Origin of the sequence: Luxibacter massiliensis (assembly GCF_900604355.1) — a bacterium.
Lineage (GTDB): Bacteria > Bacillota > Clostridia > Lachnospirales > Lachnospiraceae > Luxibacter > Luxibacter massiliensis.
Genome location: NZ_UWOE01000001.1, coordinates 3,267,671 through 3,291,651 on the forward strand (window position 1 = coordinate 3,267,671; position 23,981 = coordinate 3,291,651).

General features: G+C 43.3%; 30 protein-coding genes and 3 pseudogenes. 1 reads left to right on the top strand and 32 read right to left on the bottom strand.

What is annotated here, in order from left to right:
• Positions 1-354 precede the first annotated feature (354 nt).
• The 24 genes and pseudogenes from EFA47_RS15190 to EFA47_RS15305 form a co-directional block, all read right to left on the bottom strand.
• Entirely contained in the window at positions 355-513 is a 159-nt protein-coding gene (locus tag EFA47_RS15190) for a DUF3781 domain-containing protein (RefSeq protein WP_218193095.1), read from the bottom strand.
• Between the two features lie 35 nt (positions 514-548).
• Positions 549-1,097 (bottom strand): DUF1697 domain-containing protein, encoded by a 549-nt coding sequence (locus EFA47_RS15195; protein ID WP_218193094.1) that lies wholly within the window; start codon positions 1,095-1,097, stop codon positions 549-551.
• An 18-nt stretch (positions 1,098-1,115) separates the two neighbouring features.
• On the bottom strand, positions 1,116-1,607 hold the full coding sequence (locus EFA47_RS15200; RefSeq protein WP_016295739.1) for a nucleotidyltransferase domain-containing protein: 492 nt from the start codon (positions 1,605-1,607) through the stop codon (positions 1,116-1,118).
• A 77-nt stretch (positions 1,608-1,684) separates the two neighbouring features.
• Positions 1,685-1,900 (bottom strand): annotated as a pseudogene (locus EFA47_RS15205) (CD3072 family TudS-related putative desulfidase); the annotation flags it as partial.
• 134 nt (positions 1,901-2,034) lie between these two features.
• Positions 2,035-2,385 carry a DUF3795 domain-containing protein gene (locus EFA47_RS15210; protein WP_122644026.1) on the bottom strand — a complete coding sequence of 117 codons (351 nt, stop codon included), beginning with the start codon at positions 2,383-2,385 and terminating at the stop codon, positions 2,035-2,037.
• Positions 2,386-2,460: 75 nt separating this feature from the next.
• On the bottom strand, positions 2,461-3,066 hold the full coding sequence (locus tag EFA47_RS15215) for a hypothetical protein (protein ID WP_122644027.1): 606 nt from the start codon (positions 3,064-3,066) through the stop codon (positions 2,461-2,463).
• A 235-nt stretch (positions 3,067-3,301) separates the two neighbouring features.
• Positions 3,302-3,712 (bottom strand): DUF3795 domain-containing protein, encoded by a 411-nt coding sequence (locus EFA47_RS15220; protein ID WP_122644028.1) that lies wholly within the window; start codon positions 3,710-3,712, stop codon positions 3,302-3,304.
• 52 nt (positions 3,713-3,764) lie between these two features.
• Positions 3,765-3,908: pseudogene (locus EFA47_RS20510) on the bottom strand (glyoxalase); the annotation flags it as partial.
• Positions 3,909-3,959: 51 nt separating this feature from the next.
• Positions 3,960-4,334, bottom strand: coding sequence for a hypothetical protein (locus tag EFA47_RS15230; protein ID WP_122644029.1), 375 nt, complete (start codon positions 4,332-4,334; stop codon positions 3,960-3,962).
• Positions 4,335-4,356: 22 nt separating this feature from the next.
• A complete protein-coding gene (locus tag EFA47_RS15235; RefSeq protein ID WP_122644030.1) occupies positions 4,357-4,986 on the bottom strand; it encodes a CatA-like O-acetyltransferase in 630 nt (209 codons plus the stop codon).
• 133 nt (positions 4,987-5,119) lie between these two features.
• Positions 5,120-5,659, bottom strand: coding sequence for a hypothetical protein (locus tag EFA47_RS15240; protein ID WP_122644031.1), 540 nt, complete (start codon positions 5,657-5,659; stop codon positions 5,120-5,122).
• 208 nt (positions 5,660-5,867) lie between these two features.
• Entirely contained in the window at positions 5,868-6,515 is a 648-nt protein-coding gene (locus EFA47_RS15245) for a flavin reductase family protein (RefSeq protein WP_122644032.1), read from the bottom strand.
• A gap of 92 nt (positions 6,516-6,607) precedes the next feature.
• Positions 6,608-7,016, bottom strand: a pseudogene (locus EFA47_RS15250) (ester cyclase).
• A gap of 45 nt (positions 7,017-7,061) precedes the next feature.
• Positions 7,062-7,526: a VOC family protein gene (locus EFA47_RS15255; protein ID WP_122644033.1), complete on the bottom strand. Its 465-nt coding sequence runs from the start codon at positions 7,524-7,526 to the stop codon at positions 7,062-7,064.
• A gap of 96 nt (positions 7,527-7,622) precedes the next feature.
• Positions 7,623-8,384 (bottom strand): MBL fold metallo-hydrolase, encoded by a 762-nt coding sequence (locus EFA47_RS15260; protein WP_122644034.1) that lies wholly within the window; start codon positions 8,382-8,384, stop codon positions 7,623-7,625.
• Between the two features lie 144 nt (positions 8,385-8,528).
• Positions 8,529-9,077, bottom strand: a complete 549-nt coding sequence (locus EFA47_RS15265; RefSeq protein ID WP_016295730.1) for a DUF3795 domain-containing protein — start codon at positions 9,075-9,077, stop codon at positions 8,529-8,531.
• Positions 9,074-9,742 (bottom strand): HAD family hydrolase, encoded by a 669-nt coding sequence (locus EFA47_RS15270; RefSeq protein ID WP_122644035.1) that lies wholly within the window; start codon positions 9,740-9,742, stop codon positions 9,074-9,076. The genes EFA47_RS15265 and EFA47_RS15270 overlap by 4 nt, the downstream gene beginning before the upstream one ends.
• Positions 9,735-10,340 (bottom strand): sugar O-acetyltransferase, encoded by a 606-nt coding sequence (locus EFA47_RS15275; protein WP_023042639.1) that lies wholly within the window; start codon positions 10,338-10,340, stop codon positions 9,735-9,737. Before EFA47_RS15275 ends, EFA47_RS15270 begins: the two co-directional genes overlap by 8 nt.
• Before the next feature lie 30 nt (positions 10,341-10,370).
• Positions 10,371-10,766: a DUF3788 domain-containing protein gene (locus EFA47_RS15280; RefSeq protein ID WP_235853274.1), complete on the bottom strand. Its 396-nt coding sequence runs from the start codon at positions 10,764-10,766 to the stop codon at positions 10,371-10,373.
• 88 nt (positions 10,767-10,854) lie between these two features.
• Positions 10,855-11,289, bottom strand: a complete 435-nt coding sequence (locus tag EFA47_RS15285) for a pyridoxamine 5'-phosphate oxidase family protein (protein ID WP_122644037.1) — start codon at positions 11,287-11,289, stop codon at positions 10,855-10,857.
• Entirely contained in the window at positions 11,282-11,581 is a 300-nt protein-coding gene (locus EFA47_RS15290) for a nitroreductase family protein (protein WP_122644038.1), read from the bottom strand. The genes EFA47_RS15285 and EFA47_RS15290 overlap by 8 nt, the downstream gene beginning before the upstream one ends.
• A gap of 58 nt (positions 11,582-11,639) precedes the next feature.
• On the bottom strand, positions 11,640-12,269 hold the full coding sequence (locus tag EFA47_RS15295) for an alpha/beta fold hydrolase (protein ID WP_122644039.1): 630 nt from the start codon (positions 12,267-12,269) through the stop codon (positions 11,640-11,642).
• Positions 12,270-12,486: 217 nt separating this feature from the next.
• Entirely contained in the window at positions 12,487-12,900 is a 414-nt protein-coding gene (locus EFA47_RS15300) for a DUF3788 domain-containing protein (RefSeq protein WP_122644040.1), read from the bottom strand.
• Between the two features lie 124 nt (positions 12,901-13,024).
• Positions 13,025-13,540 (bottom strand): SLOG family protein, encoded by a 516-nt coding sequence (locus tag EFA47_RS15305; protein WP_122644041.1) that lies wholly within the window; start codon positions 13,538-13,540, stop codon positions 13,025-13,027.
• Between the two features lie 149 nt (positions 13,541-13,689).
• Between EFA47_RS15305 and EFA47_RS15310 the strand changes: the two genes are divergently transcribed.
• On the top strand, positions 13,690-14,004 hold the full coding sequence (locus EFA47_RS15310) for a helix-turn-helix domain-containing protein (protein ID WP_016295721.1): 315 nt from the start codon (positions 13,690-13,692) through the stop codon (positions 14,002-14,004).
• A gap of 180 nt (positions 14,005-14,184) precedes the next feature.
• On the opposite strand, the gene lepB is transcribed toward EFA47_RS15310, so the two are convergent.
• From lepB to EFA47_RS15350, 8 genes are all read right to left on the bottom strand, one after another.
• Positions 14,185-14,583 (bottom strand): signal peptidase I, encoded by a 399-nt coding sequence (gene lepB, locus EFA47_RS15315; protein ID WP_164690025.1) that lies wholly within the window; start codon positions 14,581-14,583, stop codon positions 14,185-14,187.
• Positions 14,584-14,660: 77 nt separating this feature from the next.
• The gene (locus tag EFA47_RS15320) at positions 14,661-15,215 is read right to left on the bottom strand and encodes a sigma-70 family RNA polymerase sigma factor (protein WP_122644043.1); all 555 of its coding nucleotides are present in this window, start codon (positions 15,213-15,215) and stop codon (positions 14,661-14,663) included.
• A complete protein-coding gene (locus EFA47_RS15325; protein WP_122644044.1) occupies positions 15,212-15,685 on the bottom strand; it encodes a DUF3268 family zinc-finger domain-containing protein in 474 nt (157 codons plus the stop codon). Before EFA47_RS15325 ends, EFA47_RS15320 begins: the two co-directional genes overlap by 4 nt.
• Positions 15,686-16,066: 381 nt before the next feature.
• The gene (locus EFA47_RS15330) at positions 16,067-16,621 is read right to left on the bottom strand and encodes a hypothetical protein (protein ID WP_122644045.1); all 555 of its coding nucleotides are present in this window, start codon (positions 16,619-16,621) and stop codon (positions 16,067-16,069) included.
• A gap of 72 nt (positions 16,622-16,693) precedes the next feature.
• Positions 16,694-21,226 (bottom strand): SpaA isopeptide-forming pilin-related protein, encoded by a 4,533-nt coding sequence (locus tag EFA47_RS15335; RefSeq protein WP_122644046.1) that lies wholly within the window; start codon positions 21,224-21,226, stop codon positions 16,694-16,696.
• A 72-nt stretch (positions 21,227-21,298) separates the two neighbouring features.
• Entirely contained in the window at positions 21,299-22,045 is a 747-nt protein-coding gene (locus EFA47_RS15340) for a hypothetical protein (protein ID WP_122644047.1), read from the bottom strand.
• 67 nt (positions 22,046-22,112) lie between these two features.
• A complete protein-coding gene (locus EFA47_RS15345) occupies positions 22,113-22,526 on the bottom strand; it encodes a hypothetical protein (protein ID WP_016295714.1) in 414 nt (137 codons plus the stop codon).
• A 36-nt stretch (positions 22,527-22,562) separates the two neighbouring features.
• Positions 22,563-23,975: a S1 RNA-binding domain-containing protein gene (locus EFA47_RS15350; protein WP_016295713.1), complete on the bottom strand. Its 1,413-nt coding sequence runs from the start codon at positions 23,973-23,975 to the stop codon at positions 22,563-22,565.
• Between the last annotated feature and the right edge of the window lie 6 nt (positions 23,976-23,981).

Here is a 23,981-nt window from a genome sequence, read left to right on the forward strand (position 1 = left end):
CCAAGCTGATAGGTGATAGGTGATATCTAATAAAGCTTCGCCCGCTTTCAGCAGCTTTTTGGCTTCTATACCATAGAATGGGTCCTGCGGTTTTTGATTTTTTATTATAGTGTTGCCTTATATTGTCCATCTTGTTTCCTCAACCTACCTATAACAATCCTATCTCCACAACCTATCCCATATCCAAGCTGTCAACTCAACCCTATGCCAATTTTCGCCATAGACCAGTTCCCACAGAACTATGAAGCGAAAAAAATCCGGGAGCCGGAACTACCAATCGGCAATTCCCAACTCCCGGAAACCCCTTGTTTTCTACACTTTTTATACTTTTATTTTTCCGCCCTGACATCAAAACTACCGTCTCCACATGGATGCTTCAACAGAAGATATCCTATTTCTGCACCAATCAACAACATGATCGGTATCCAAAGCAAGGTTTCTCTTGATTCTTTCTACACCCAATTCGGTCGTATGTAGCTTATCCAAATGATTCAGTAATTCGTTGTTCTGCATATTTTTCACCCCTCAAACCGGAATTTGAGAAACAACTACATTCCGGCAATCTTCCTGACAGTGTTTGCTGTTCTGATTGTCAGTTTGCCGCTGATGTTCGCACTTGCCGTCTCCCTCCACCAGTTTGTTTTTTGATAATCCTTTCGGCTGAAAGACCAGAATACCGCTGCCTTATAATTCTTAATCTTTTCTAATCCTTCCCTGGGTTCTCCGATCTCGTCCCGCACTTCAGCAAATGTAGCCGGAGGCATAATAAAAATCAGATTATCATAGATTTCCTTATTTTCATCACCCCACCAGTCAGGCGCGTGTTGCAAAATATCTTCGAGCTCCTCTTTTGATGTGACGAAAACCGGAATATCCAGACCAAACCACTTTTTTATCGTTGTTTCAATCCGGTCTGTAAGGCTCCCTATATTCTCTTCATCACTTGAAAAAATCACATTGCCACTGTTCAGATAGGTCTTAACCGCTCCGAACCCAAGCTCCTCAAAAATTTTCTTCAGTTCAGCCATCGGAACTTTATTTTTTCCACTTATATTAACACCGCGCAAAAGCGCAATATATCTCGTTGCTTCCTCCATGCAAATCACCATTTCGCCTTATTCTGATATACTTTCAAGGACAGAAAGATCATGCTTGTCCTTATCCCTTAGCTCATAACCCGAGTGAAAAATTTTTTGTCCTTTCAAAGATATACAGGGAATTGTTCTACCCTCAAAAACAGCACTACCAAAATAGTCCTTCTCAAACTCGTACCAGCCGCCTTCCAAATCGGCTTGTTTTGACGTCCCGTCATCATTCAAAACAAATGGATGGATGTCCAAATAACCGTATTCATCGCTATATAACTCTATTCTAACAGGTTTCCAATCCGTCTCTACTTTATAACCATGCTCCGAAAGTATATCTAATAGTCTTTCTGTATATTGAGCGTCAAAGTTGATATCAATATCTCTATGATCCCTTGTCTGTTTACCCGCCAATAGATCAACCCCCCAGCCACCGTCCACCCAATATAGTATTCCCATATTTTCAAACAGGCTAACGACTGCCATCAAGTCTTCTTTTGTTGCCGTTTCTTTTTTATCCATGCAACTCCTCCTTTTCCAATTCTGAAACTATCAATCATATTTTTTGATATTCACGGTAGCAACCGCTGTTTGGTTTCCGGGGTATCAGCACCATGAATATTTCCCCTATCAAGTCCTAAACAGCCAAACTCCGGACAGGGCATTTGGACAATACCAATATCGGCATTTAAGAAAAAATCAACAACATCTTTATTTGCTGCCGGATAAATCGCCGTTCCATCAGAAATAGAATTTTGATTTAAAAAGCAATGCGCAACAAAAACAACCTTTTTACTTCTACCATCATTGAACATAGTATATACTCTCACAAAATTTAATTATTAACCCGAAAGTCAGTGTAGATTTGTTCCAATCACCTTTACCAATTTCCACCGTGGAACTGTACCGTCATCGCCCCAATACTTATCCATTGAAATAATCATCTTTCCTAGTCATTGGTATTTTCTATTGCTTTCAAACTTTTTGCCGTCTCTTGCGCTGTATTACCTAATTTTTCATAGGCATAAATGCCGTCTTTCCAATTTTTCAGATTGCGAAGTCTTGCTCCGTGATCACCATGCTCTGGATCATCAAACAGGTCTCTGAGCTTTTGGCAGGGCATATCTGAGCATTCCCCACAATGTTCAAGCCCCTTTTCTATACAGCATATTGCTTTATCGCACTTACCCCAAAACATAATCCCTCTATTGGCTTTGCAGCCCTTACACCCGATTTTATCTTTCCATTCACACACGCCGCAATATGTACCACAAAAGGCCATCATTTTTTTATTTATCATCGAGAACTCCCCTTTACTATTTATCTATTAGCATTTCCAAATCTCTGCACTCCTGTCAAACTGATTCGTCATTTCTTACTTTTCGATTGAAATAAACGGAGGAAAGGTATCGGAGCTATCGTTACGCCGCATAGTTTTTGAGTCCACATCAAAACACTTGCCGTTGTATTCATAGTGTAGCTTATTAGCTTTAACATAAAAACGATGTTCCGATTGAAATGCAACGGGCTTAAAATGCCCTTCTTGTATCGGCTGATCCCGATACAAGACCTGATCTTCCGATAACTTCAGCACATCATTTTCAAGACGCACATCATAAATTCCACTTACGATAGCCTCTGCTGCCACATTTTTCCCTGAGGCTGAAATGAAACGAAAACAGCCAGTCAAACTATTCGTGCTTTTTCGCTTCGCCAGTTCAAATCGGAACAGGGATACACCACTGAAATCTTTTCGCAATTTTTCCCGTTCTCCATCCTTTCCCATGAGCCATATCTTCTCATTAGATACAATAAACATATCCAACTGAAATCCGCTCTGAGAATATTTTAGATTAGAGAAAGATATTTGATCTGAGTAAACGCCCTGCAACACACCATTTTCAAGTTCGTAAACTAATTCCTTTGTAAACAGCGTTTTGCCATCCACATTCGCTTCAATGAAGTTGATGATTTCTTTCATTAGCACCCGACCATCCTTTCAATTTGAAATACACCTTTTCCACCAAGAACGCATAAAAGCAACTTAAAATTTTAAAGCCCCACAACTTCTGACTTTCTTTCCCGCTCAGCTATACAGCAGCTTTTCTAAATACTCGCCAACCGCTATGAGATGCTCGTCCAGATCTCTGCTGTGTTACTTACCGACAAACCTAAATTGATTTATACAACAATCTCCTCTATAAACTGGGATTTTGCTATTTCATTTTTTCTTGACACTCGCTACATTCTCTATCGTGAATAGAAATAATTCCACCACATTTAGAACAAGTATATTTTATTTTTTGCTGTTCCATGAAATGCTCCAAATCTTGTTCTTGAACAAAACTGCTGTTTTCTATAAGACTTGCTTGATACCGTTTGTTATAGCTTTTTTCAAGGTTTTTAATCAACTCACATGGATATTCAGCACATTCAAAACAATGGGATAACGCTTTTTCTTTGATACAGTCCTTTATTTTACATTTACGACAATGTTCAGGTTTCCCTTTATCACTATTCAAGCACCCAGCACAAGGTTTTTTATGGTAACAGTGCTTATAACAAACTTTACAATTCATTCCACATGGAGCAAACATACTTATATCAATTTTTTCTGGCATTTTCATAGTTTTCTACTCCTTTCGGTAAATCTTAATTTGTTTATATGCCCGCTGCAAATTAACTATTCAGAAGTTTGGTCAAATCCTCAATAGATACGTCCATTTTCGCAGAAACTTCTTCCATAGACATACCGGAAGCAAGAAACCGTTTTATCACCATCTTCATATCCTCGCCAACCTCTATGAGATGCTCGTCCAGATCTCTGCTGTGTTACTTACCAACAAACCAATATTTGTTAATTTACGCCAATTATTACTCGGCACTCTCAACGACGAATTTTACACTCCCTTTTGCGTTTTCTCCTGTTACAGTTACTGTATATGTTCCGCTTTCTTCTACATCAAAATCATATTCTACCGAAAAGAAAATGCCTTCACTTTCAGCGATAGGTTCCTCGTCATCTTTCTGAATTTTATATGATAAATGGCCATCCTCAACCACAATTTCTGCATGAATAATATTTCCGGCTTCAACAACCAAATCTTGAGTATCAGTAGTATTAAATTCTGTATATTCCATAATTAGTTGAGTGTCGTTTCCTGTTCTGCTTCCATCAAAGTCTGATGAACAAGCAGACAATGATATAATAAGTAACATAAGTACTAAAAAAGTGGTAATCTTTTTCATTATTGCATCTCCTAACTCCTAATCACCATTCGTTTAACAATTTTTGCAATTTTTCCACAAACTGTCCGATATGCAAACCATCTACAAAAGAATGATGTGCCTGCACAGAAATTGGAATCAAAAGTTTTCCATCTTTCTCATAATATTTTCCCCAATCAAAAAGCGGTGTTGCATTATCTTTTTTACCCGAATTAGTGTGGGAAATATGCGTATATGTTACCCACGGCATGGGAGAACATTGAAACACATCATTTCCTAAAGGTCCCGTAAAATACTCTTTCTGTTCATTTGCCACTTTTGTTGCCAGTTCACAATATTCTTTCAGATCATCTATCATAGGTACATTGACTACCTTGAACAATTCTGTTTCCTGATTAAGATATGTAAATGCAGTATCTATCTTTTCAAACAAAACAATCTGTCCGTCAACAAACCGATAACGAAACGCCTCTATTTCATTTGCACATTTGCAAACTGCATGTACCATTGCCAATGTAAAAGAAAGTCCTTGCTCCTTTACCATGCGCCTAAATCTTGTAATATCTGCTTCAAAGGTTACGCAAAATGCTGGTTCAACACTGTCTCTAAAAATCATACAGTGCATTGCCCTATCCCATGTTTTTTCATCAATTACTTTATATTCATTTGCCATAGATACATTTTCCTCCAACTTCTGATTTTTCCCCGCTCAGTTATACAGCAACTTTTCTAAATTCTCAATAAAAACATTCATTCGTTTCTAACCCACAGTTTGGTGAATGATTTGCTCTGCATGGTACTTTTCTTCATTCAATATACTCTTTATTCTTTACTGCTTGTGCGCCGGGAACTCCTCGAACCCCAATTAAAACACCGCCTGCTTCAATCAGCGCATTCAGAATTAAAAACAGTGCAGAAATCCACCATAAATTTAATGCGCCCCAGGAACCAAGACAGATAGATATGATAAAGCCGGTTACTTCAAACATGGACGTAGTAACGCCCCAGAGTCTGGTTTTATCATCCCCCATACCCACAACTGCACCTTGTAGGAACGGTTGAATCAAAATCATCACTAATCCAATTTTTATATAGCCCAGGAGAAACATCACAACATGACCCGGAGCATTGCAGATAAGCACCATTAAAAATGACTGAATGTAACTTTTTTTATCATAAGCCCGCATAAACAATGAAAATGGTGCTTTTCCGAGTTTGTCAATACGCCCATTCCATAACTGCTTTTTGAGACGCTTTGCGCTATTAAACTGTGTACCTATGAAACTAAATCCGAATGTAAAGGCAACCCATGCGGCTATTTCTGCTACTAAAATAAATATAATCATCGGCCTCTCCTTTTTGGTTGAACACTATTTGGGCATTTTACAAGCTTTGTCAAGTTCACCTTATTTGCCAAAGTCGTACAAACGCATATCCACCTTTTTCATTTTAAGCAGTTCCGTCAGAAATGGAATTTTGATTGAGAAAACAATGAGCAACAAAAACATTTCTTCCGCCTTCAAACATAATGTCCTGCTCCAAATTCTCGATTTATCAGTCATACTTTTCAATATTTATCGTAGCAATCGCTGATTGATTAGGTTCTCCTGTTTTTAAGTCTTGTGGGGCAGGGACTAACATCATAAATCCGTCTTTTCCATATCGTTTTTCATAGCCCTGTGCATATTCTTCCTCAACGGAAATATGCTGTACCTGTCCGATAATCATGGAAGTAATACCTGCACCGCTTAAATCTTGTGTTCTTTGTAAAGTACACTCTATGTTTACAAATGCCTCCTGTATCATTGGAGCATGAATGGTCTTGGCATTTACAAGAGAAAAATTTCCTACTGAAAATTCATCAGCTTCATAGTCATTATGGTTAATTGTTTTTATCAGCTTATCGTAATAGCTTATTGGAAGAAAATTGATACAAAAGCATTTTTCTCTTTGGATATTTGCATAGGTATGGGTATGCTGATAGAGGTTTCCCATAACCGCAAAGAAAGCCGTTTTATCACCATGAAAGCAACTCCATGCGTGGAAGCAGACATTCGGCTTTTCGTTTTCTTTCCATGTGGTAATTGCAAATAAAACCGTAGGAATTGCCGCCGTTGTTTCTAAATGGGAAAACAGTTCAAATTCCTCTGGATATGAGGGCTTGAAATACTGCGGGAACACTTTCCCTATTTCTATTTTCATTAAAAACCTCCTACGAAAATGATAATTTATCTTTGTATTTATTGTTTTCTACAAACAGGGATTTTCCAGCCCTACAAGCTGGAATTTATATTTCATACAGACTTAATCAAATGGTGTTCAAAAAAAGTTTCAAAAGTATTTGTAGCACCACCATGTTCCACGATTTTTCCATCTATAATTTTATCAATATCCACCCCTGTAATTTCTAAAACCTTATTTGTGGGTGTTATTCCGAGAAATTCTCCCTTATGAGTGCCTTTCATAATAAATTCTGAAATAACATAATCATCTACTTCATATTGACGGATAATTTTCATAGTGTAATCAGGATACGTTTTTTTCAATGCTAATAGGTGTTCTTTCATTCCGTCTATTCCTATGAACATTTTTTTCTCCAATCCTTTGAACGCAGTCCTCCGATATATATTTAGAAATTTCATCAAGTAAATTATCCGAAATAATAACTTCATAGAAATATTTTGCAATATCCTTATTTTTCATGCGAAACCTCCGTAAATTCCATTTTGTTTATATGCCCGCTACACATTAACTATTCAGAAGTTTTGTCAAATCCTCAATAGATACGTCCATTTTCGCAGAAACTTCTTCCATAGACATACCGGAAGCAAGAAACCGTTTTATCACCATCTTCATATCCTCGCCAACCTCTATGAGATGCTCGTCCAGATCGTAGAACCGAATTACGCGCTGTCCCCAGCTGTGCTCAATGACTTCTCCCAGATATTCAATCTCAGGATATTCTTTTAGCCTGTTCAGAAAACCGTCAAAGTCCTGTTCCTCAAAGACGACTTCTGCATTGTTAGATTTCTTCAATACTTTTTCCTTTGGTATATTTACCAGCCAGTCAAAATCCTGCTGTAATGCCAGACCGCAGGTAAAAGCGATATTCTTTCCGTAATCCTGATAGACCTCTAGCCCGAACAGTTCCTCATAAAACTTTTTTGCGGCGCTGATATCCGCTACCGATATAACTGTACATACATACTTCATATAAATGCTCCTTTCAAGCCTCTTTCGCTGTCTTTAGTTCTGATAAAGCCTTTTGTATAGCACACAACTAAATGAAATTATACTGCTTCCTTCTCTTTATAACCATACTGCCCAATCTCCATAGTCAAATGTACCGCTGCCGTGATGTAATTTACCATCTTCTCGTAACTGCCTGAACGCATTTCTCATTCTGCTTAAAATCTCCGGCTGAATATCCAAACTATGATGCGCAGGAAAAACCCGTTTGACTGGAAGCTCCGAAATCTTTTCAAGAGAAGCAAGGTATGCGTCCGGGTCTGTTGACGGATAATAGGCAAATAAAGTGTCCTTGTAAACCAAGTCTCCGGTAAACAGATAACCTCTGTCTGATTCCCAGAAACACATATGCCCCGGAGCATGGCCCGGGGTATGCAATACCTGTATATTCCGTCCACCTAATTCAATGTTCTCTCCATCCTCCAGTACCTTTGTTGGCGTCCCCTGGAAAAACTCATAAGTGCCTGTATCGTAACCGTCTGGTAAATCGCAGCGGTCTGCCACCATCTCTCTGATTGTTTCTATTGTCAGCGGAAACTCACCGTTCAGCCAGCTCAATTCTTCCGCATGGGCATAAAAGTCCGAAAAATACTTATGGCCGCCAATATGATCCCAATGAATATGGGTAGCCACGGCCGTAACAGGCTTATTTGTCAGCTTCATTACTTCATCATAAATATTGCAGATTCCTAGACCCGTATCAATCAATAAGCTGCGGCTGGAGCCATTTAAAAGATAGCAATGCGTCTCCTCCCAATGCCGGTATTCGCTGATAATATATGTATCTTCATCAATCTGGTCAATCGTGAACCATTTATCCATTTACAAGCATACCTCCATAATTAATATCTGATTTCCTTTGCAGAACATCACTTGTTTTTCTGCAAAGGGGCGTTTATTACGTTCATTTATCTATATTCTCTATCCTTTTCAATACTTTATTAAATAATTGCAGTATTGAAGTCCTCACTTTTTCTTTCGCAACTTCAACTCAATATTGTTCTTTGCTGCCGCTTCCTGAAGCAGTCCTGCGGCAAAAGCGCTTTTTTCTTTGAGCGTCAGTGTATCCAAATCGGCTCTGTTCTCAATTTGCCTGAGTACCGCCTGCAGGTCTTGCAGATCCAGCAGATTAACTGCCACACAGAACAGCGTCTTTTTCCTCCCGTCATTGTAGTCGGCAAGTAGAATGTCCAGGATACGTGCCTTTTCTTCCTGCTCTGCGTTATAGGCTTCCATTCCAATCTGATGGGCCTTTTTCATATCAACTTTTCGGTTTCCATGCGTTATAAAAGAATCATAGTCGTCAATATGCTCATATTTTGGACAAGGGTATTCATCACACTGAAAGCAGTATTCCACACCGTTATGCTCCATGCTACATCTTGCAATTTTACAGGACTGATTTCCCTCGCCGCCCCCGCAGCCGGGGCAATATTTATTCAAAAACATGGGGCAAAGCCCACAGTTCAAGCCACAAAGGGAAAATAATTGATTTTGTCGGTTAAATCCTTTCATGGTATTGGCACCTCCTCCGGTTCCTGGTTTGTATTTTTCATCAAGTAATTTTTTAATTCTCCAACCGTTTCAAAAATATAATCGGCATTGATGCTTTTCAATTCTTCTGCCTTTGCAGTTGTTCCCCACAAAGCAGACAAGCATATGACCCCGGCTTTTCCGGCCTCAGACACATCTGAAACCGCATCCCCTATATATAGACATTGCGCGGGAAGCAAATCATATTTTTTTAGCAGCAGCTTCAATGACTGCGCCTTAACATTTTCATGTTCACTGCCCGTCAGGATTTCGTCAAAATCATGTTCCATCCCAAACTCATTCAAAGTAATCCGGCAGCTTCTTTCGCCCTTTCCCGTTATCAGTGCCAGGATAAATCCTTTTGCCCGCAGAGCGGCAATCAAATCCGGGATGCCTTCATAAGGCTCGGAGCATTCATGATGCAGTTTTTCATATAGAAAATAGAAATCACATAACGCCTGCTTCCATTTCTCTAGAACGATGGATTTTATCATTCCAATCTCGTTCAATCCAAAGGTTTCAACAACCTCCCTGTCTGTCAGCAAATGCCCTGTATAGGGGGATACTGCCTGTCTGAATGCCTTTATACACATTGGTATCGTATCTCCGATTGTCCCATCCAAGTCAAATGCCACCAATTTAATCATGCTTTGGTTCCCCGTTAATTCTGCGAATCACTCTGCATGGATTTCCGACCGCCACGCAATTTGGCGGGATATCCCGGGTAACAACGCTTCCTGCTCCAATCACACTGCCAGCCCCGATTTTAGTCCCGGGGAGTATGATGACGCCACCGCCGATCCAGCATCCATCCCCGATTTCAACCGGCAGCGCATATACCTGGCAGAAATGCTTTCCGCTCTCCGGGGTCCAGTCTGGTGTCAGGCGTTCTGCCAGTTCCACGGGATGCGTTGCCGTATAAATCTGCACATTGGAAGCAATCATGACGTTATTTCCGATTTTTATCTGATTGCAGTCGATAAAAGAGCAGTTCATATTGATCGACACATTGCTGCCGGTAATAATATTACACCCATAATCACACAGGAACGGCGCCCCTACCGACACGTTTGTTCCAATCCCGCCGAACAGCTTATGTAAAATCCCTTTCTTCTCTTCTTTCTGGTCATAGGTCAGTCTGTTATAAATGTCAAGCAGCTCTTTTGCCTGCTTCTTATATTGCAGAAAGATTTCATCATGACAATTATATAATTCGCCGGCCATACATTTTTCTAACTCTGTCATAGAGACACCTCCCTCAATGATTCTGTTTTTTTATTTACTTTCTCTGCGAATGCGGATCAGCTTCAAGGTGTCCTGATATATACAATCATTTGAATGCAGTTCAATCATAAGCCACCTTTGTCCGTTGCCTTCTTTTGTTTCACGGTAGATTGTCTGCACCTCATTAGATAATTGAGACAATATTCCTTCAACCTTTTCTTTCTCCTTATTGCCGATAACCACCAGCACAGTGAAGTAATTCTTTTTGGGATAGATTACACATAAAGATTTTCCTGCTTTTCTCAACTTTATATTCCATCCGCGGGCCCAAACGTCCTTGCTGTATTCAATTTTACGCAATGCTTTATATTCTCTATCCATAAATTCACAAAACTGATCAAACAGCGGATTACCAATGTAATCACTTATTTCAAATATATCTGGCATATAATTTATATCCTTCAAATCCAACATACTGATTCACAGTCCCCCTTTCCAATTACAATAGCACAGACATGGCTTCTGCAGGTTGCAATCAGTTACCAGCGAAATCTATGTCATATCTCGTGCCATGAGAGAAAAGAATTCCCTCTGTTAATTGAACACATAAGATGATCGTATTTTCATCATCAAAATTATTGTGTCCGTTATCAATCCATTCGCTGAATTCCTGTCTCAGCTTTTGGGCCATTTCATGGTTTTCCTTTTTGCAGAACCACCCAAGGTTTATCCCTTTGCCATGCGCCGTGAACCATTCGCCGGCCACCGCTACTATGGGGTTATTACCTATCTGCTTCATCTTGTTGGAGGCAGCGTATGTGATGATATAAAAACAGCCATCCTCATAATAAGCATTCACCGTTCTCACATACGGGATGTTTTGGTCCGTAGTGGCAAGTGACAGTAAGGTATCGTGCCCAAATCTTTCATCCATTATCTTCTCCGCTTCCTGCGGGAATTTTTCACTCATAAACATATTCCTCCTTAATATTTACATCAACAGTATGTTTCGCCGCAGCAATATAGCGTTTGCTCTGAGGCAGGAATGCACATTCATTTTCTTCCCTTTCAATTCCCTGACGGAAAACTCTTAACATTTCTTCTTTTGCATCTCCTTGTACCACAATATACTTCCAGGGCTGTCTGTTTTTAGACGAAGGCGCTTTCATTCCGCTTTGGATAATATCTGTCATATCACTTTTTGATATGTCACTTGCTAAAAATTTTCTTGTGCTCCGCCTTTCATAAATTGCAGATATCATATTAACTACCTCCTGACTTATCGTTTCCAGTCTGGCTATCGACAAAAAACGAAAGCTTTTAATCATTCAACAAATAATATTCTGTCAATATTTTTGCTAAGGTTTTTGGGTTTTCTTCATTTACAACATGACCAGTGTTTTCAATAATTTTCAATTCTGCGCTTTTTATGTTTTTTGACAAGTAATATGCTGATTTTATGTTCGCGCTGTCCTTCTTTCCGCAAATGATGAGAGCAGGGCACTTCATATTATTCACTCTGCTGGTGAAATCCAAGTCCTTCATAGAGCTTCCTAAAGCAAACGTGCCCTTTTTATCAAATGCCATAGTTTCAAAAATAGATTTTGGTAAAAATCTGAAAATTATATTTTGAATACCAAATGCTACCTTTGGAATCTTATGAGGCGTACCAATCAAAACTAAAGTTTTTACCTTTTGTGGAAAATCCAAAGCATAGTTCAACGCTAAAATGCCACCCAATGAAATACCACACAAATGAATTTTCCCGTCAATTCTGTCGCAATATTTTACAAATGAGGAATATAGATTTGCATAACTTGCTTCTTTCCCTTCAAGGATAGTAAATAGATCTGGGCACATGATATCCTCATTGCTTGTCATATAAGAAATAGTTGTTTTCCAACTTGTCGCTTTATGTCCAGAACCGTGAATCAGAATTTTTGTCGTCATAAGTCTCTCCTTCAAATTAGGAAGTTACTCTAAATATCAGTAACAAAAACATCTGGAACACCTCTATGCGACAGTTCCTGTTTTTGTATATCTGATAACGGAATTTCACATGCTTTATTCGGTGAAGGATCCGGGGCATTCATCCATAATCCAAAAGCCATCGCACGTTTTGTTTGTTTTGGATCTATTTTTTTGCCATCTTCTTCTCCACGTCCTTCTATTTCCTGTTCGGCCTTCTCTTAATGGCTAATAGTTGCATGAAGTCTCCAAACAAAGATGTATCAACAGGCTCAAACATCAGCCACTTTCCATCGTGATAGGTTTTTGAGTCATCGTAGATCTTCTGGACGCTTTCCGAATACTCATTTCGGACGGATTCAAATTTCACTCGCTCGTCCTTTCCCAGTATTACCATAAAGCCAACACAATTCTCCCTTGCGTATAGAGCGCAGAGTGTTTTTCCTCCTCTGCGGTATTTGTATTCATAGGTCCATGCCTTGCCGCCGCTGTTCCAAATGCAGTCCATATCGTACATTTCATCAATCGCAGCGCATAGCTTTTGCCACACGTCATATAAAGACTGTCCGATTAAAGCGGTCATATCGTCCATATTTGGTATTTTATTAAGCATATCTGTTTTTCCTTCTTTCCCATATCTCTTTTACTAATCTGCAAACCCGCTCTTAGGGTTTTGCTTATATAATAATCCTTAAAAATTTTATTTTATCATAGTTTTGCCTACATCTCCACTCTTACTATACACGACTATATCCAAGATTTATCCTTTTTTTGTCCAAGTTTAGTCCTACCGGAATTTCACGCAATTCTTTCTGGAGGCGGTGTGCAAAACGGATTGTTTTCACCGTACCGCCTTTCTCCCTCCCATCGTACACAGCAATCACGCGGTCTGAATGCTCGACCAAATACCGATTGCGCTGTAAGTAGACGTTGGGCTGATATTCCTCTTGAATTACCACCATCTCAGAGCAGGCACTCAGCAAAGCTCTTGTTTGTACCCTGTGATTCAAGCCTTTCACACGGCCACGGTATGGAAGCACTGCAATCAGTTTTAAGTTCCTGTTTTCTTTCTGCAGTTCCAAAACAATCTCAGCAAAATATTGATCCACACCATCTGCAAAACCAGACAGAAAGACAGTGAATCCGTCCTTCACTGCTTTTTTTATTTCCTGATGCAGAGCCTTCTTTATGCTGTTAATCTCTTTATCAGGCACATCCCTATGCCCGGTAATACAACATGTCTTTCCTTTCATTGTATCTCCCTCGTTCGATAGTTTTATTTTTTCATTTTACCTAATTATAATAGATTTATTTTTTTAGGTCAACGTAAACACCCCTTTTATTTTTGCGAATAAATCATATATGTGAGGTACAATCTATTAGAGAATGGGAGGTAAAGGCAATGTATGAAGATTTCGTCCCGGAACGGCTGGCAAAACTGCGATTACAAAAGGGTGTATCTGCACGCGACATGTCATTGTCATTGGGACAGGCAAACAACTACATCAATAACATCGAAAATAAAAAGTCACTTCCAGCCATGCAATCCTTTTTTTACATCTGCGAATATTTGGGCGTAACACCGCGGGAGTTCTTCGATGAAGGAAATCCTTATCCGGAGGCTCTGCAGGAATTTATCGAAGAGGGAAAGAAACTGGATCCCAAGTCGATGGCTTATCTCCTCGGCATTATGAAGGAACTGAACAGCAAGAAGTAAAGCGGCCACGCCGGTTGGCTGCTTTTTTCTTACTATTATCTTCTATGTGCTCCTAGATTGTTCCTCGTAATATCCCATATTTATTCTTTTTCATTTATAATGTCAAAACTACACTGCTACCCAATTCAAATACAGCCTATTTCATAATGTCTGTTTTCGTATGAAGCGGAGTAAAAAATCTTATGGCCAAAACAATCTCGCCACAATATCCTCTTGCTTTACAAAAGGATCTTCCCAGTACCTCGAATCCAGTGAATGCTCCGCATTATCTCCAAGAACATAATAACTGTTTTCCGGTACTGTCAGACTGACTCCGTTATGCTCTACCGATTCCCCCTCCGCCGCTGCAATACGCTTCACCAGCAGCTTCCCGTCATGATAGAAAATAATGATATCGCCTATTTCAAGTTTGGAGAAAATCCGAGTTCCAACGATATAGCTGTCTTTTTTCAACGTCGGTTCCATGGACTCTGTTGGCACATAACCCAACAAAAATACTGCCTTAAATAAAATCAGCGTAATGGCCATAATAAGAAATGGAATCAGCCATATCCGAATATTCTTTTTTCTTATATTCATAATTTGCCTCCAAAATAAAAAATTGGGATGCTGAAAACCAAACAAGGCTGTCAGCATCCCTTATGTTCTGCCCGTCATCATTCCAAGTGATAGGCATCTGCAATCTGTGCAAACTCCGGCCGGCTCTTCAAAAACTTCCGTGCCTTGGATACCCATGCACACACAAGCTTTGCCGAAGCATCCATTTTTTCTCCAATTTCGCTGCTTGTATACCCCTTCGACATCATGCAGATAGCATCAATGCCTTTCCTAGTGGAAGGCGGTGCATCAGCCTTTGCCTGTTCGAGTGCCCGTTTGATATCCATGCGGAAATCCGACAGCTCCTCTGGGTTTTCCTGTTTTGCAGCAATGTACGGCATCACATCACAGGTGGTCTCCTTCGTCTGCCGCCTGGTTGCATAAATCATGGCATCACAGATTTGGTGCCAGATCAAACGGTAGGCATAGGTCGAAAACGTCCCGCCTTTGTCTGTTGACGCTGCTTTACAAAGCCCAATGCAGCCGATCTGGAAAAGATCCTCGTAGGAATACATACCCACCTGATATGGAGGCTGCAGCTTATCCCGAATCACCTTATGTATCAGACCGATATTCTTTTCAATCTTTTCCCGTTCTTTCTCAGTCAGTGTCATGAAACCGCCACTCTCCCTTCTAATGCCTGAAACCGGCACCTGTTCTTTCTGGATTTCTGGCGCTCCAACAGCCTGCGACTCTCCTCAATGACCTGCTTGCAGTAATACTCGCCCAGATAACCGATATGTGCCTCCGATAATGGTGCGCAGATCAAATCCGCCAGCCACTGATAGGCGTCCTGTTTGCTCATCATTCCAGACTGGTGCAGCTGGTCAAAATAATGATGTGCGGTTCGTCTGAGAGTGCGAAGCTCATGATTGGCCAGACTTCCCACCGGGATATTGGTTCCGGCATGGACACGGACATAGGCATCGCATTCCGGATAGTGACTGCACACATAGAGCATGGTGTTTTTACTGTTATCATGATAGATTCCATCAGCACTTCTATAAATAACCGGGCTGCCACAATAAGGGCATCGCATGGAACCTGCCTGAAATCCCTTTCTTTTCTTTTTTTGTTTTTTCATCGTCTTACCTCCGTTTGGATAAAAGAAAAAGCCGGAAGGTCTGCAAAAAAGCATACAGAGCCAAGGCACTGGAATTTCAATGTCTCATCCAGCAAATTGACTCTGTAAGTATTTAAGCAGCCTTCCGGCCTTAATATTCAATTGACTTGCGTTGTTGTGGATCCGCTCAGTGCGCAGAATCCGTAACGGTTCCCTGATTCCCTTGAATCAGGTCTGACGCTATACCACAAACGTACCGAGAGCCTGAACGCAAGCCCCTGCCACGGTTATAGTATAGCAAACAAAAGTCTACATGTCAAGCCTTATAGGAATATTTATTTTGATTTTTGTATAAAATTATTCCTTTTAGGGTTTTTCGTGTATTTTGGACTCAGTCTGGGACTAATCATCCTCATATTCATCTTCATCCTCATACTCCGCATCACTTTCTCTGCGTTTTTTCATCACCCGCATTACGACCAGGCTGCCGACGGCCAAGACCATGCCGCCTGCAAACAATACCAGATGAAGGATTGGGATACCGGCAACTGTGCCCTCTGTATCTTGCCCGCTATTTGATTCATTGCTTTCCTGTCCCGCATTGCTCTCATTTTGCGCTTCCTCTGTTGTGGCAGGGGCCTGCGTCGCTTCTGGGGCAGATACGGATGAATTCATACAAGTCAGCACATAAGATTTGCTGCCGCCCAGTTCCATTCTCAGAACACCATCTTCTCCGACGGCTATGGTACCGGGATACAGCCCGGAATCCGTTTTCAGCTGAAACTCTACGCCAGCCCAGTCTGCACCAAGCTGAATCTCCAGTTTCTCAGGCTCTATGACCTGCATTTCCGTCCCATCTGTCCCCTGCGGCTCCGCATAGATCGGCGTAACCGGAATACAGAGGATACAGATGAGAGAGAGGACTGTCAAAGCCCCTTTTAACAATTTTTTTCTCATGGTCATTACCTCCTAAAATCAGAATCGGGCAGAAAATTCCTGCCCGACTCCTTTATGTTCATTTACATATTCTTACTCTGCTGTCTCTGCCGTTTTCTTTCTGCGCTTTTTTGCCCAGAAGATGCTTGCACCAAGTCCAGCGGTGCTGGCGGCAATCAAGCCAACCCAAATCCACGGGTTGAAGTTATCGCCTGTCTTCGGCACATCCACAGTGACTTTATCGTTATGAACATTCACCGTCAATGTTTCATCTTTCACCAGCTCTACCGTTACCGGATCCGGACGCTTGTAGCCTGCACTGACACTGTCCTCCACTTCAGTCACAGTATACTTGCCCACACGCAGGTTCTCGATAAAAATCTCACCATTTGCATCAGTCTGGAACGTCTTGTCATAATTATCACCGACAATGCGGAAGCTGAAGCCTTCCACTTTTCCATCGGAAGAAGTCTTGACAATCTTTAAGTTGCCTCTGAACGCCTGATTATAGAAGCCCTTGCCGGCCTCATTCTCGACTTCATAGGTCTTTCCATCGGTGTCAATCATGATATAATAGGTATTTTCATCAAGATAGAAACCGTCCGGAGCTGTCTTCTCTCTGATGAGCACACCGCCGTACAAGAGATCTTTCATCTCATACTGACCGGGCTCTGTCTCTTCCATTACACCAAGCAGCTCATCCTCTTTATCAAGCTCTTTGTTACCGTTGGTATCACGATATACCTCAAATACTGCACCGCTGAGCTTGTTCTCCGGATAATCCTTGTCAAACTTGGTCAGATGCAGGTTTCCGCGGATAAACTCATTGGTGATTTCCACTTCGATTACCTGCGCGTCTTCGTTAATTACGACCGGGAACTGCTCTGTGCAAAGCACGAAACCTTCCGGCTGCTCGATCTCCCTGATGATCCATTTTCCGTATGGGATATCGTTGAAGGAGAAGGCGCCATCTTCCGCAGAAGTCGTTACAAGGATTGAATTCTCCTCCGTAAACTCTGTAACGGAAGGTGCAAACAGGCCAATCTTGGCGCCGCTTAGTGCGTCTCCATTTTCATCAACTTTCATGCCGGATACAGAGCCATAGATCAGCTCATTGACAATGGCTTCGCCATCGTTGGCCTTCACCGTAATAACGGCGTCCTCCTGACTGCCGTAGGAGAATGTGATCGGATACTTCTCATCGCTCAAAATATAATGGGCGTCGGTGCTGTGCTCCCTCAGGTAATAGCTTCCAAAAGGAAGGTCCGTTTTAACCACGCCGTTGCCGTCTGCATCAATACAGACAACCTCAATGAGGCCGTCTGCCGGGATAACCGTGTCATCTGCTGCAGTAATGTCCTCCGCCGCATACAGGCCAAATGTGATATTGGTAAGCTCATTGTTATTGCCGATGCCAAAGATCTCGTTCACCTCAAGCATCTTCTCCAGACTCATCTGGACTTTCTGACGTTCATTGTAGAAGCCCGAAGAAACTTCTGTTACGTCGATCTCCTGGCCGGCATATACAAGCTCTACCTGCTTGCTTTCCTGATTGAGTACCATACCGAAAGGCGCCTCGGTCTCACGAATCTCATATTTCCCCAGATAGAGCTCCTTACTGGAGGCAATTCCGTTTCCGGCGGTCGTAATGGTATCGACTACATCGCCTTTTGCGGCTCTTAAGGTTCCGTCTGGCGTATAGATGTCTTCCGCTGCACGGATTTCATAGGTTGCTCCCTCAAGTCCGCGGATTTCATAAACAGGCTGGTACATAATCTCTGCGCCATCCTTATCCACACCGTCCATTTCCGCAACGGTAGCAAAGACCTCGCCGGTTTTTGTGATATGGATGATGCCCTTCTGAGGCATATTATGCTTTTCGACCACGACCACATCCTGTGTGCCGTCTACCGTGAAAGGCACCGGCTCACTGTCCAAAACATAGCCAAAACAGGTTTCCTGTTCAATCAGCTCATACTGGCCGTAGGAAAGCTCACAGGGGAGCATCAGCCAGCCCTCATCATTGGTGAAAAATGTGTCGATGGTAACAGGTGTCGGATAATACACTGTCTGGGAAATAATTTCTCCTGTGGACAGGTCTCGTACCTGGAAACCGACTCCCGCTGCAGGAATAATTTTTCCAGTTTCTGCATCATGCTTCTCCACGCGGATAAAGCTTGACTGGGTCAGGTTGTTTAGGATATAGGAATACGTCTGCTCATTAGATCGGATAAACACCGTGAAATCCGGAATAAATGCCTGTCCCTCCATGCCCTCAGTCTGATGGACAACATATCGGCCATAAGGCAGATCTTTGGAAATGGCAAACCCGTCTGCATCGGTAATCAGCTCGTCTCGCTCCGCTTCGCGGGCATTTTCAAAGTTGCCTGCGCTGGCAAGGTAAATCTGGAACTTGGCACCTTTCTCAGGCTGTTCGATTATACCTTCATGTCCAGATGCTTCGATTTCGTCCATAGGAACCGGGTCCGGCTCATAAGGATTCGTTTCCGGTTCAGTTTCCGGGACAGCACTTTCTTCTGTACCGGATTCTTCAGGTTCCTGAGCCTCTTCATCGCTTACTTCAGGTTCTGTGTTTTCTGTCTCGGTCTGGGCATCGTTGCCGCTTACAGTTTCCTCAGTCTGGACATCAGCGCCGTCTACGGATTCTTCAGGCTGGTCGTCCACGCTTACGGCCGCAAGCATTACCATACCCGCTTCCTGTTCTCTTGCTGCAGGTGTGCTTTCAGGATCCTCCAGTTCTGAATCAATGTGTTTGATCAGGCGGATACAACCCATGATAACCTGTTCCGTAACATTTATCGGAATTTGGTTCAGTTCAACCGTAAAATTACCAGGTTCTGCCGGAATCGGATAAATGGTCTCATCCAAAAGATATCCCGGAGAAGGGCTGATTTCACGGAGCGTCCAGTTAGAATCACAAATGAAATAATCACTGATAAAGGAGCCATTGGCATCTGTTGTGTAAGAAGCGATTAACTCATCGCCCTGATACAGACCGTACACCGCCCCTGCCAGACTGGCATCGCCCTGAGCATAGCCGGTTACGTGGTCCGTTTTGACCACTTCAACCCGGAATTTTTTCAGGATATTCTCGAAGTTTCTCTTTGTCACCTGTTTCCACTGAATCGGCGCTGTCTGATTGTCCGGTACGACATAACGGATTGCCGTATCGACTTCTTCCACAGTGTAAGGTTCATTTCCGCTGATCAAGACATTTTCAAATTTCGCTACACCGGAAGCATCTGTTATGGCATACTCATCTACGGGCAAACCTGCGAGGGATGTGCCAAATAAATGGAATGTAACGCCTTCCACGAAATCATCTTCTGAAGATTTGATAACCTCCAGAGAGCCGCGCTTGAGCTTATTGTTAAATGTTACCGTTGAAGTCTGTCCGCTGGCAATAGTGATTTTCTGAGTATCCTGCGGCAGATAGCGGTCTATCGACTGCTCTGTTACTGTATAAGTCCCAGGCATCAGCTGGATATCCACTGTACCGTCTTCCTTTGTGGTTACAGTCTTGTCCACACCATTACCGGAAATATGGAAACTGATTCCGGATACCACGCCGTCTTCTGATGTCTTGCGGATGCGCCCGGTACCATAGGTTTCCGTATCAATCTTCATGTAGAATACTACCGGATCATCGGCGCCGCACATCATCGTCTGGAAACCGACGCGGCCCCAGATCAACATATCGTTTTTCACCCCAGGCACATTCTTCTGCACGCTGATGGATACCGGGCTGGTAATCATTTTGCTACTGGTGAAGGTATACTTGTTTCCGGAACGGCTTACCGTAATCCCATCACTGCTGCTGAATTTAAGATCTGCCATCGTATTATTGGTATCTGTTAGCGTGAGGGAGTATTTCTTGGTTGCCGGGTCATACTTTAGCGTATGTACCTGTGCAGAACTGCTTTTGCCCGATGCAAAGCTCGGAATGGTCGTATGCTGCGACATCTGACCTAAAATCCAGTTATAGCACTGTTCCGCCGGGCGGCCCTGAATGGTACGCAGGTAGTTGTCCGCACGGATACCTGCCGAATTGGCGTGCAGATCCTGCGGGCTGGTTCTGAGCTGCTGCTGGTATTCCCACAGAAGAACCTGTGTAGCCACCGCATAGTCATCCTCGTTAGCGCCTGACACAGGAGAGCTTTTCCCCGGCTGCCATCCATACACGCTGGTCAGCATAATACCATACTGGGCGCTGTAAGGGAGGTTCTGAAAATATGCGCTGTTCTTTCCGCTCTGGGATCTATATCCATTATCAGATGTACCGTAATTAATGCCAGACTCAATACAATACACGAATCGGCTCTCTGAACCATTGGAAATCATGTATTTCTTTCTGGCATTTCCGGCAGAGATGGTTTGCACGGAAGTATTGCCATCGCTGTCATACACCAGAAAACTGTATGAACTTGCGGAATAATAATAGTTTCCGTCCGCGCTGACATAATAATCGCCATAAAAGGAGGATACGGTCTGTCCCTCCGATGGTGTAAAAGCAAAAACCGTCGTCGGTATCAAGCCGATGACGGTCAGGAGACTTAAAAATGCGGCAAGCAGGCGCTTGCCTTTTTCTTTGATGATCTTCTTCATTAAGGTTTACCTTCCTTTCAATTTTGGGCACAAAAAAAGCTCCCCGTATCATACAGGGAGCCAGGCTTATGCTTAGTATAGAAAATAAAATGTATAGCTTCCTCCTCCGTTGTCCCGCACATAAATGGTAAAACAGGTAATCTGCGTGCCTCCATAGGAAGCAATGGTAGACGGCATAGAGGTTACATAGTTTTGAAGCACCCGTTTCAGGTTACTGCCCTGAAAGGATTCAGACGCTGTTACCGGAGAAGCCCAGGAACAGGTATCCGGTGTGCATGGAATCCCATCATCATCCGTAATATGTGTCAGACCCATGGACTGCCCAAGTGCAATAAGCTCTGAGCGTATGGCTTCTACATCAAACGCATAATCATAGATGGTTTTCGGAGACTCCGGTTCGACAGCAGATACAGGAGTTTCTTCCTGCTTCGGCTCTGCCGGTGGTTCTGTGGGTTTGGGTGGTTCCGGTTGTTTTGGCTCCGGCGTGGCCTGTCCATTGCCTGCGGCAGGCTGCTTTGGTTCGGGAACATTTTCCTCCGCCCGGTTCTGCGTCTCTTTCCCAGACTCAGACTTTTTATCCATTTCATGAACCGGATCCGAAAGGGATACCTCCTCTTTTGCCTCACTCTGGGAAACTGGTTTTGGTTCCTCTATTGGAGCAGTCTCCTTCAGGTCCTCATCTTCAGATTCTTTTTCTGTCTGAGACTGAGCGGTATGTTTACTTTCCTGCCCATGGTCATCCGAAGTACCCACATCTTTGGAACAGGCCGTAAGTGCCAGAAACACTGCCAGTACCACAAATAATACGCATTTTTTCATGACGCATTCCTCCTTTTGTCGCTTTTACTTACATTACACGACTGAGTATGGAGAAATACAACGCATCTTAACCCGCAAGCTTGTAGAACCCACGGTCCGCCTCATCGACGCACCGGTCAAGTATCTCAAAAAAACGCGGTGCATCCAGTTCTGCGTCAAGCCACTGGGTCGCACGGTATGAATAGCAACCGACCTCATCATTGATGGCATGGCTGCCAAGGATGCTGTGCAGATTCAGCTCGTTTGTCATCTGCCTCTGTCTGTCAGTGCTCGGTTTCTCAAGTGCCTTGGCCAAACAGAACACCAAAAGTGGATGAAGCTCAGAAAACGAAATCTGCAGATAATAATCCCGGTATCCCGCCATCAGGGATATGTCGTCCTGACTTTCAATTTTGAGTTCGGACAGGATCATCTTTCGGGTATGCTCGGCAATTTCTTTGCGCTTCTTCTGCTCAGCCTGACTGAGATCACAATGGTTCATGGATTTCCTCCTTTCTCTCAGATTGAGTTTCCTATACTATCTGGGCGCTGCGATATGGGTGATGGCGCCCCAGATTCGGTTGGAATCATGGTTGATTCCCAGTATGCGTACTGTTACTCTCGACCCTCTGGGCGGGCGGCCGCGCTTGGGGTAACTGCACAAGCAGTCGATGCCGCCGTCCAGCGCCACAAATACGCCGTTGGTGTCCACCATACTGACCGTACCCACATAGCGATTGCCGACGGAATACCTGCGCAGCGCTTTTTCATACGGGTTCTCACCAGACTGCTTGACCGAAGCTGTTGCCTTGACATGGTTCCGGTCGCTCCTGTCCACCTCCAGCACCTTCACCAGGATACGCTGCCCCGGCTGGAAATGGGCCGCTGCGTCCATCCACCTCTGATAGCTGAGTTCTCTGAGTGGAATATAGATCTCCAGACCGAACAAGTCCACAAAAATGCCGGCACGAATCACCGACACGATTCTGGCTTCTGCGCACACACCTGAGTAGAGCAGGTTGTTCCCATCCCTGTCCGTACCCAGATAATACTGCTTGCGTTTTGCCTTCATCGCATCCAAACGGCTCGCCGCCGCAATGCCCGATGCCGGGTCGATCCCTTTGACGATATAATCCACCTCCGCGCCCAGTCGCTTGGTAAGCATGTAATGCAGCACGTCCTCCGGAAGCCTGCCGCGATAATCCGCTGGCGGCTCCACCGCTTCCTCTGCAGGAATGATGACTTTGAACTCACCGTGGTAAATGACTGCGAAAGAACGGGAGGGGTTGTCCTCGGGGCGCTCCACACCCTGGATGGTTCCGGTCAGAATGCGGCCGGTTTTCTGGGACTCCAGTAAGTCCAACAAATCGTTCTTTGCTTTTTCTGCATCTGTCTCGACGCTGAGCTGGTCATCAATGGCCAGCACCGGCGAAACCGGTCTAGCAGACGCACGCTTTCTTTTGGGCTTAGGCGCCTTTTCGACGCCGTCGGATGCATTCTCTTCTCCTGAATCCGCTTCTGTGTCAGACTGGGATGGATTTTCCTTGGTCTTCCTACGCCCGCGGGGCTTTTTCACTTTCTCCGGCTCAGTCTGGGGGGAGCCCTCTTGGGGAGTAGTTTTGTCCGATGCGTTTTCTGAAGAGGTGTCGTCTTCGGCACTCTCCATATCCGTCTGGGAAGATATTTCTTCTGCCGACTCCGAAGGCGGCTGCCCGTCATTTGTTTCCATATCAATCTGGGAGACGGGAGCTTCTGCCGCTTCTGCATCCCTGAATTCCTCTGAAGAGGCGCCTTCTGTTGAAGTTTCAGAGTCAGTCTGGGGCAGTGCCGTATCCGGGGAGCTGTCTTCAGGCTGGGACATCTCCTCAAGCTCCGGATTCACATCAGTCTGAGGGGCTGCTTCCTGCAGAGCTTCCTCCTCAGGGAGCAATTCTTGTTTTTTTGTTGCCATAGTTAG

Coding starts and splice junctions, on each gene's coding strand:
- EFA47_RS15190 (WP_218193095.1), bottom strand. CDS start 513: ATGCAGAACAACGAATTACTGAATCATTTGGATAAGCTACATACGACC.
- EFA47_RS15195 (WP_218193094.1), bottom strand. CDS start 1,097: ATGGAGGAAGCAACGAGATATATTGCGCTTTTGCGCGGTGTTAATATA.
- EFA47_RS15200 (WP_016295739.1), bottom strand. CDS start 1,607: ATGGATAAAAAAGAAACGGCAACAAAAGAAGACTTGATGGCAGTCGTT.
- EFA47_RS15210 (WP_122644026.1), bottom strand. CDS start 2,385: ATGATAAATAAAAAAATGATGGCCTTTTGTGGTACATATTGCGGCGTG.
- EFA47_RS15215 (WP_122644027.1), bottom strand. CDS start 3,066: ATGAAAGAAATCATCAACTTCATTGAAGCGAATGTGGATGGCAAAACG.
- EFA47_RS15220 (WP_122644028.1), bottom strand. CDS start 3,712: ATGAAAATGCCAGAAAAAATTGATATAAGTATGTTTGCTCCATGTGGA.
- EFA47_RS15230 (WP_122644029.1), bottom strand. CDS start 4,334: ATGAAAAAGATTACCACTTTTTTAGTACTTATGTTACTTATTATATCA.
- EFA47_RS15235 (WP_122644030.1), bottom strand. CDS start 4,986: ATGGCAAATGAATATAAAGTAATTGATGAAAAAACATGGGATAGGGCA.
- EFA47_RS15240 (WP_122644031.1), bottom strand. CDS start 5,659: ATGATTATATTTATTTTAGTAGCAGAAATAGCCGCATGGGTTGCCTTT.
- EFA47_RS15245 (WP_122644032.1), bottom strand. CDS start 6,515: ATGAAAATAGAAATAGGGAAAGTGTTCCCGCAGTATTTCAAGCCCTCA.
- EFA47_RS15255 (WP_122644033.1), bottom strand. CDS start 7,526: ATGAAGTATGTATGTACAGTTATATCGGTAGCGGATATCAGCGCCGCA.
- EFA47_RS15260 (WP_122644034.1), bottom strand. CDS start 8,384: ATGGATAAATGGTTCACGATTGACCAGATTGATGAAGATACATATATT.
- EFA47_RS15265 (WP_016295730.1), bottom strand. CDS start 9,077: ATGAAAGGATTTAACCGACAAAATCAATTATTTTCCCTTTGTGGCTTG.
- EFA47_RS15270 (WP_122644035.1), bottom strand. CDS start 9,742: ATGATTAAATTGGTGGCATTTGACTTGGATGGGACAATCGGAGATACG.
- EFA47_RS15275 (WP_023042639.1), bottom strand. CDS start 10,340: ATGACAGAGTTAGAAAAATGTATGGCCGGCGAATTATATAATTGTCAT.
- EFA47_RS15280 (WP_235853274.1), bottom strand. CDS start 10,766: ATGCCAGATATATTTGAAATAAGTGATTACATTGGTAATCCGCTGTTT.
- EFA47_RS15285 (WP_122644037.1), bottom strand. CDS start 11,289: ATGAGTGAAAAATTCCCGCAGGAAGCGGAGAAGATAATGGATGAAAGA.
- EFA47_RS15290 (WP_122644038.1), bottom strand. CDS start 11,581: ATGATATCTGCAATTTATGAAAGGCGGAGCACAAGAAAATTTTTAGCA.
- EFA47_RS15295 (WP_122644039.1), bottom strand. CDS start 12,269: ATGACGACAAAAATTCTGATTCACGGTTCTGGACATAAAGCGACAAGT.
- EFA47_RS15300 (WP_122644040.1), bottom strand. CDS start 12,900: ATGCTTAATAAAATACCAAATATGGACGATATGACCGCTTTAATCGGA.
- EFA47_RS15305 (WP_122644041.1), bottom strand. CDS start 13,540: ATGAAAGGAAAGACATGTTGTATTACCGGGCATAGGGATGTGCCTGAT.
- EFA47_RS15310 (WP_016295721.1), top strand. CDS start 13,690: ATGTATGAAGATTTCGTCCCGGAACGGCTGGCAAAACTGCGATTACAA.
- lepB (WP_164690025.1), bottom strand. CDS start 14,583: ATGAATATAAGAAAAAAGAATATTCGGATATGGCTGATTCCATTTCTT.
- EFA47_RS15320 (WP_122644043.1), bottom strand. CDS start 15,215: ATGACACTGACTGAGAAAGAACGGGAAAAGATTGAAAAGAATATCGGT.
- EFA47_RS15325 (WP_122644044.1), bottom strand. CDS start 15,685: ATGAAAAAACAAAAAAAGAAAAGAAAGGGATTTCAGGCAGGTTCCATG.
- EFA47_RS15330 (WP_122644045.1), bottom strand. CDS start 16,621: ATGAGAAAAAAATTGTTAAAAGGGGCTTTGACAGTCCTCTCTCTCATC.
- EFA47_RS15335 (WP_122644046.1), bottom strand. CDS start 21,226: ATGAAGAAGATCATCAAAGAAAAAGGCAAGCGCCTGCTTGCCGCATTT.
- EFA47_RS15340 (WP_122644047.1), bottom strand. CDS start 22,045: ATGAAAAAATGCGTATTATTTGTGGTACTGGCAGTGTTTCTGGCACTT.
- EFA47_RS15345 (WP_016295714.1), bottom strand. CDS start 22,526: ATGAACCATTGTGATCTCAGTCAGGCTGAGCAGAAGAAGCGCAAAGAA.
- EFA47_RS15350 (WP_016295713.1), bottom strand. CDS start 23,975: ATGGCAACAAAAAAACAAGAATTGCTCCCTGAGGAGGAAGCTCTGCAG.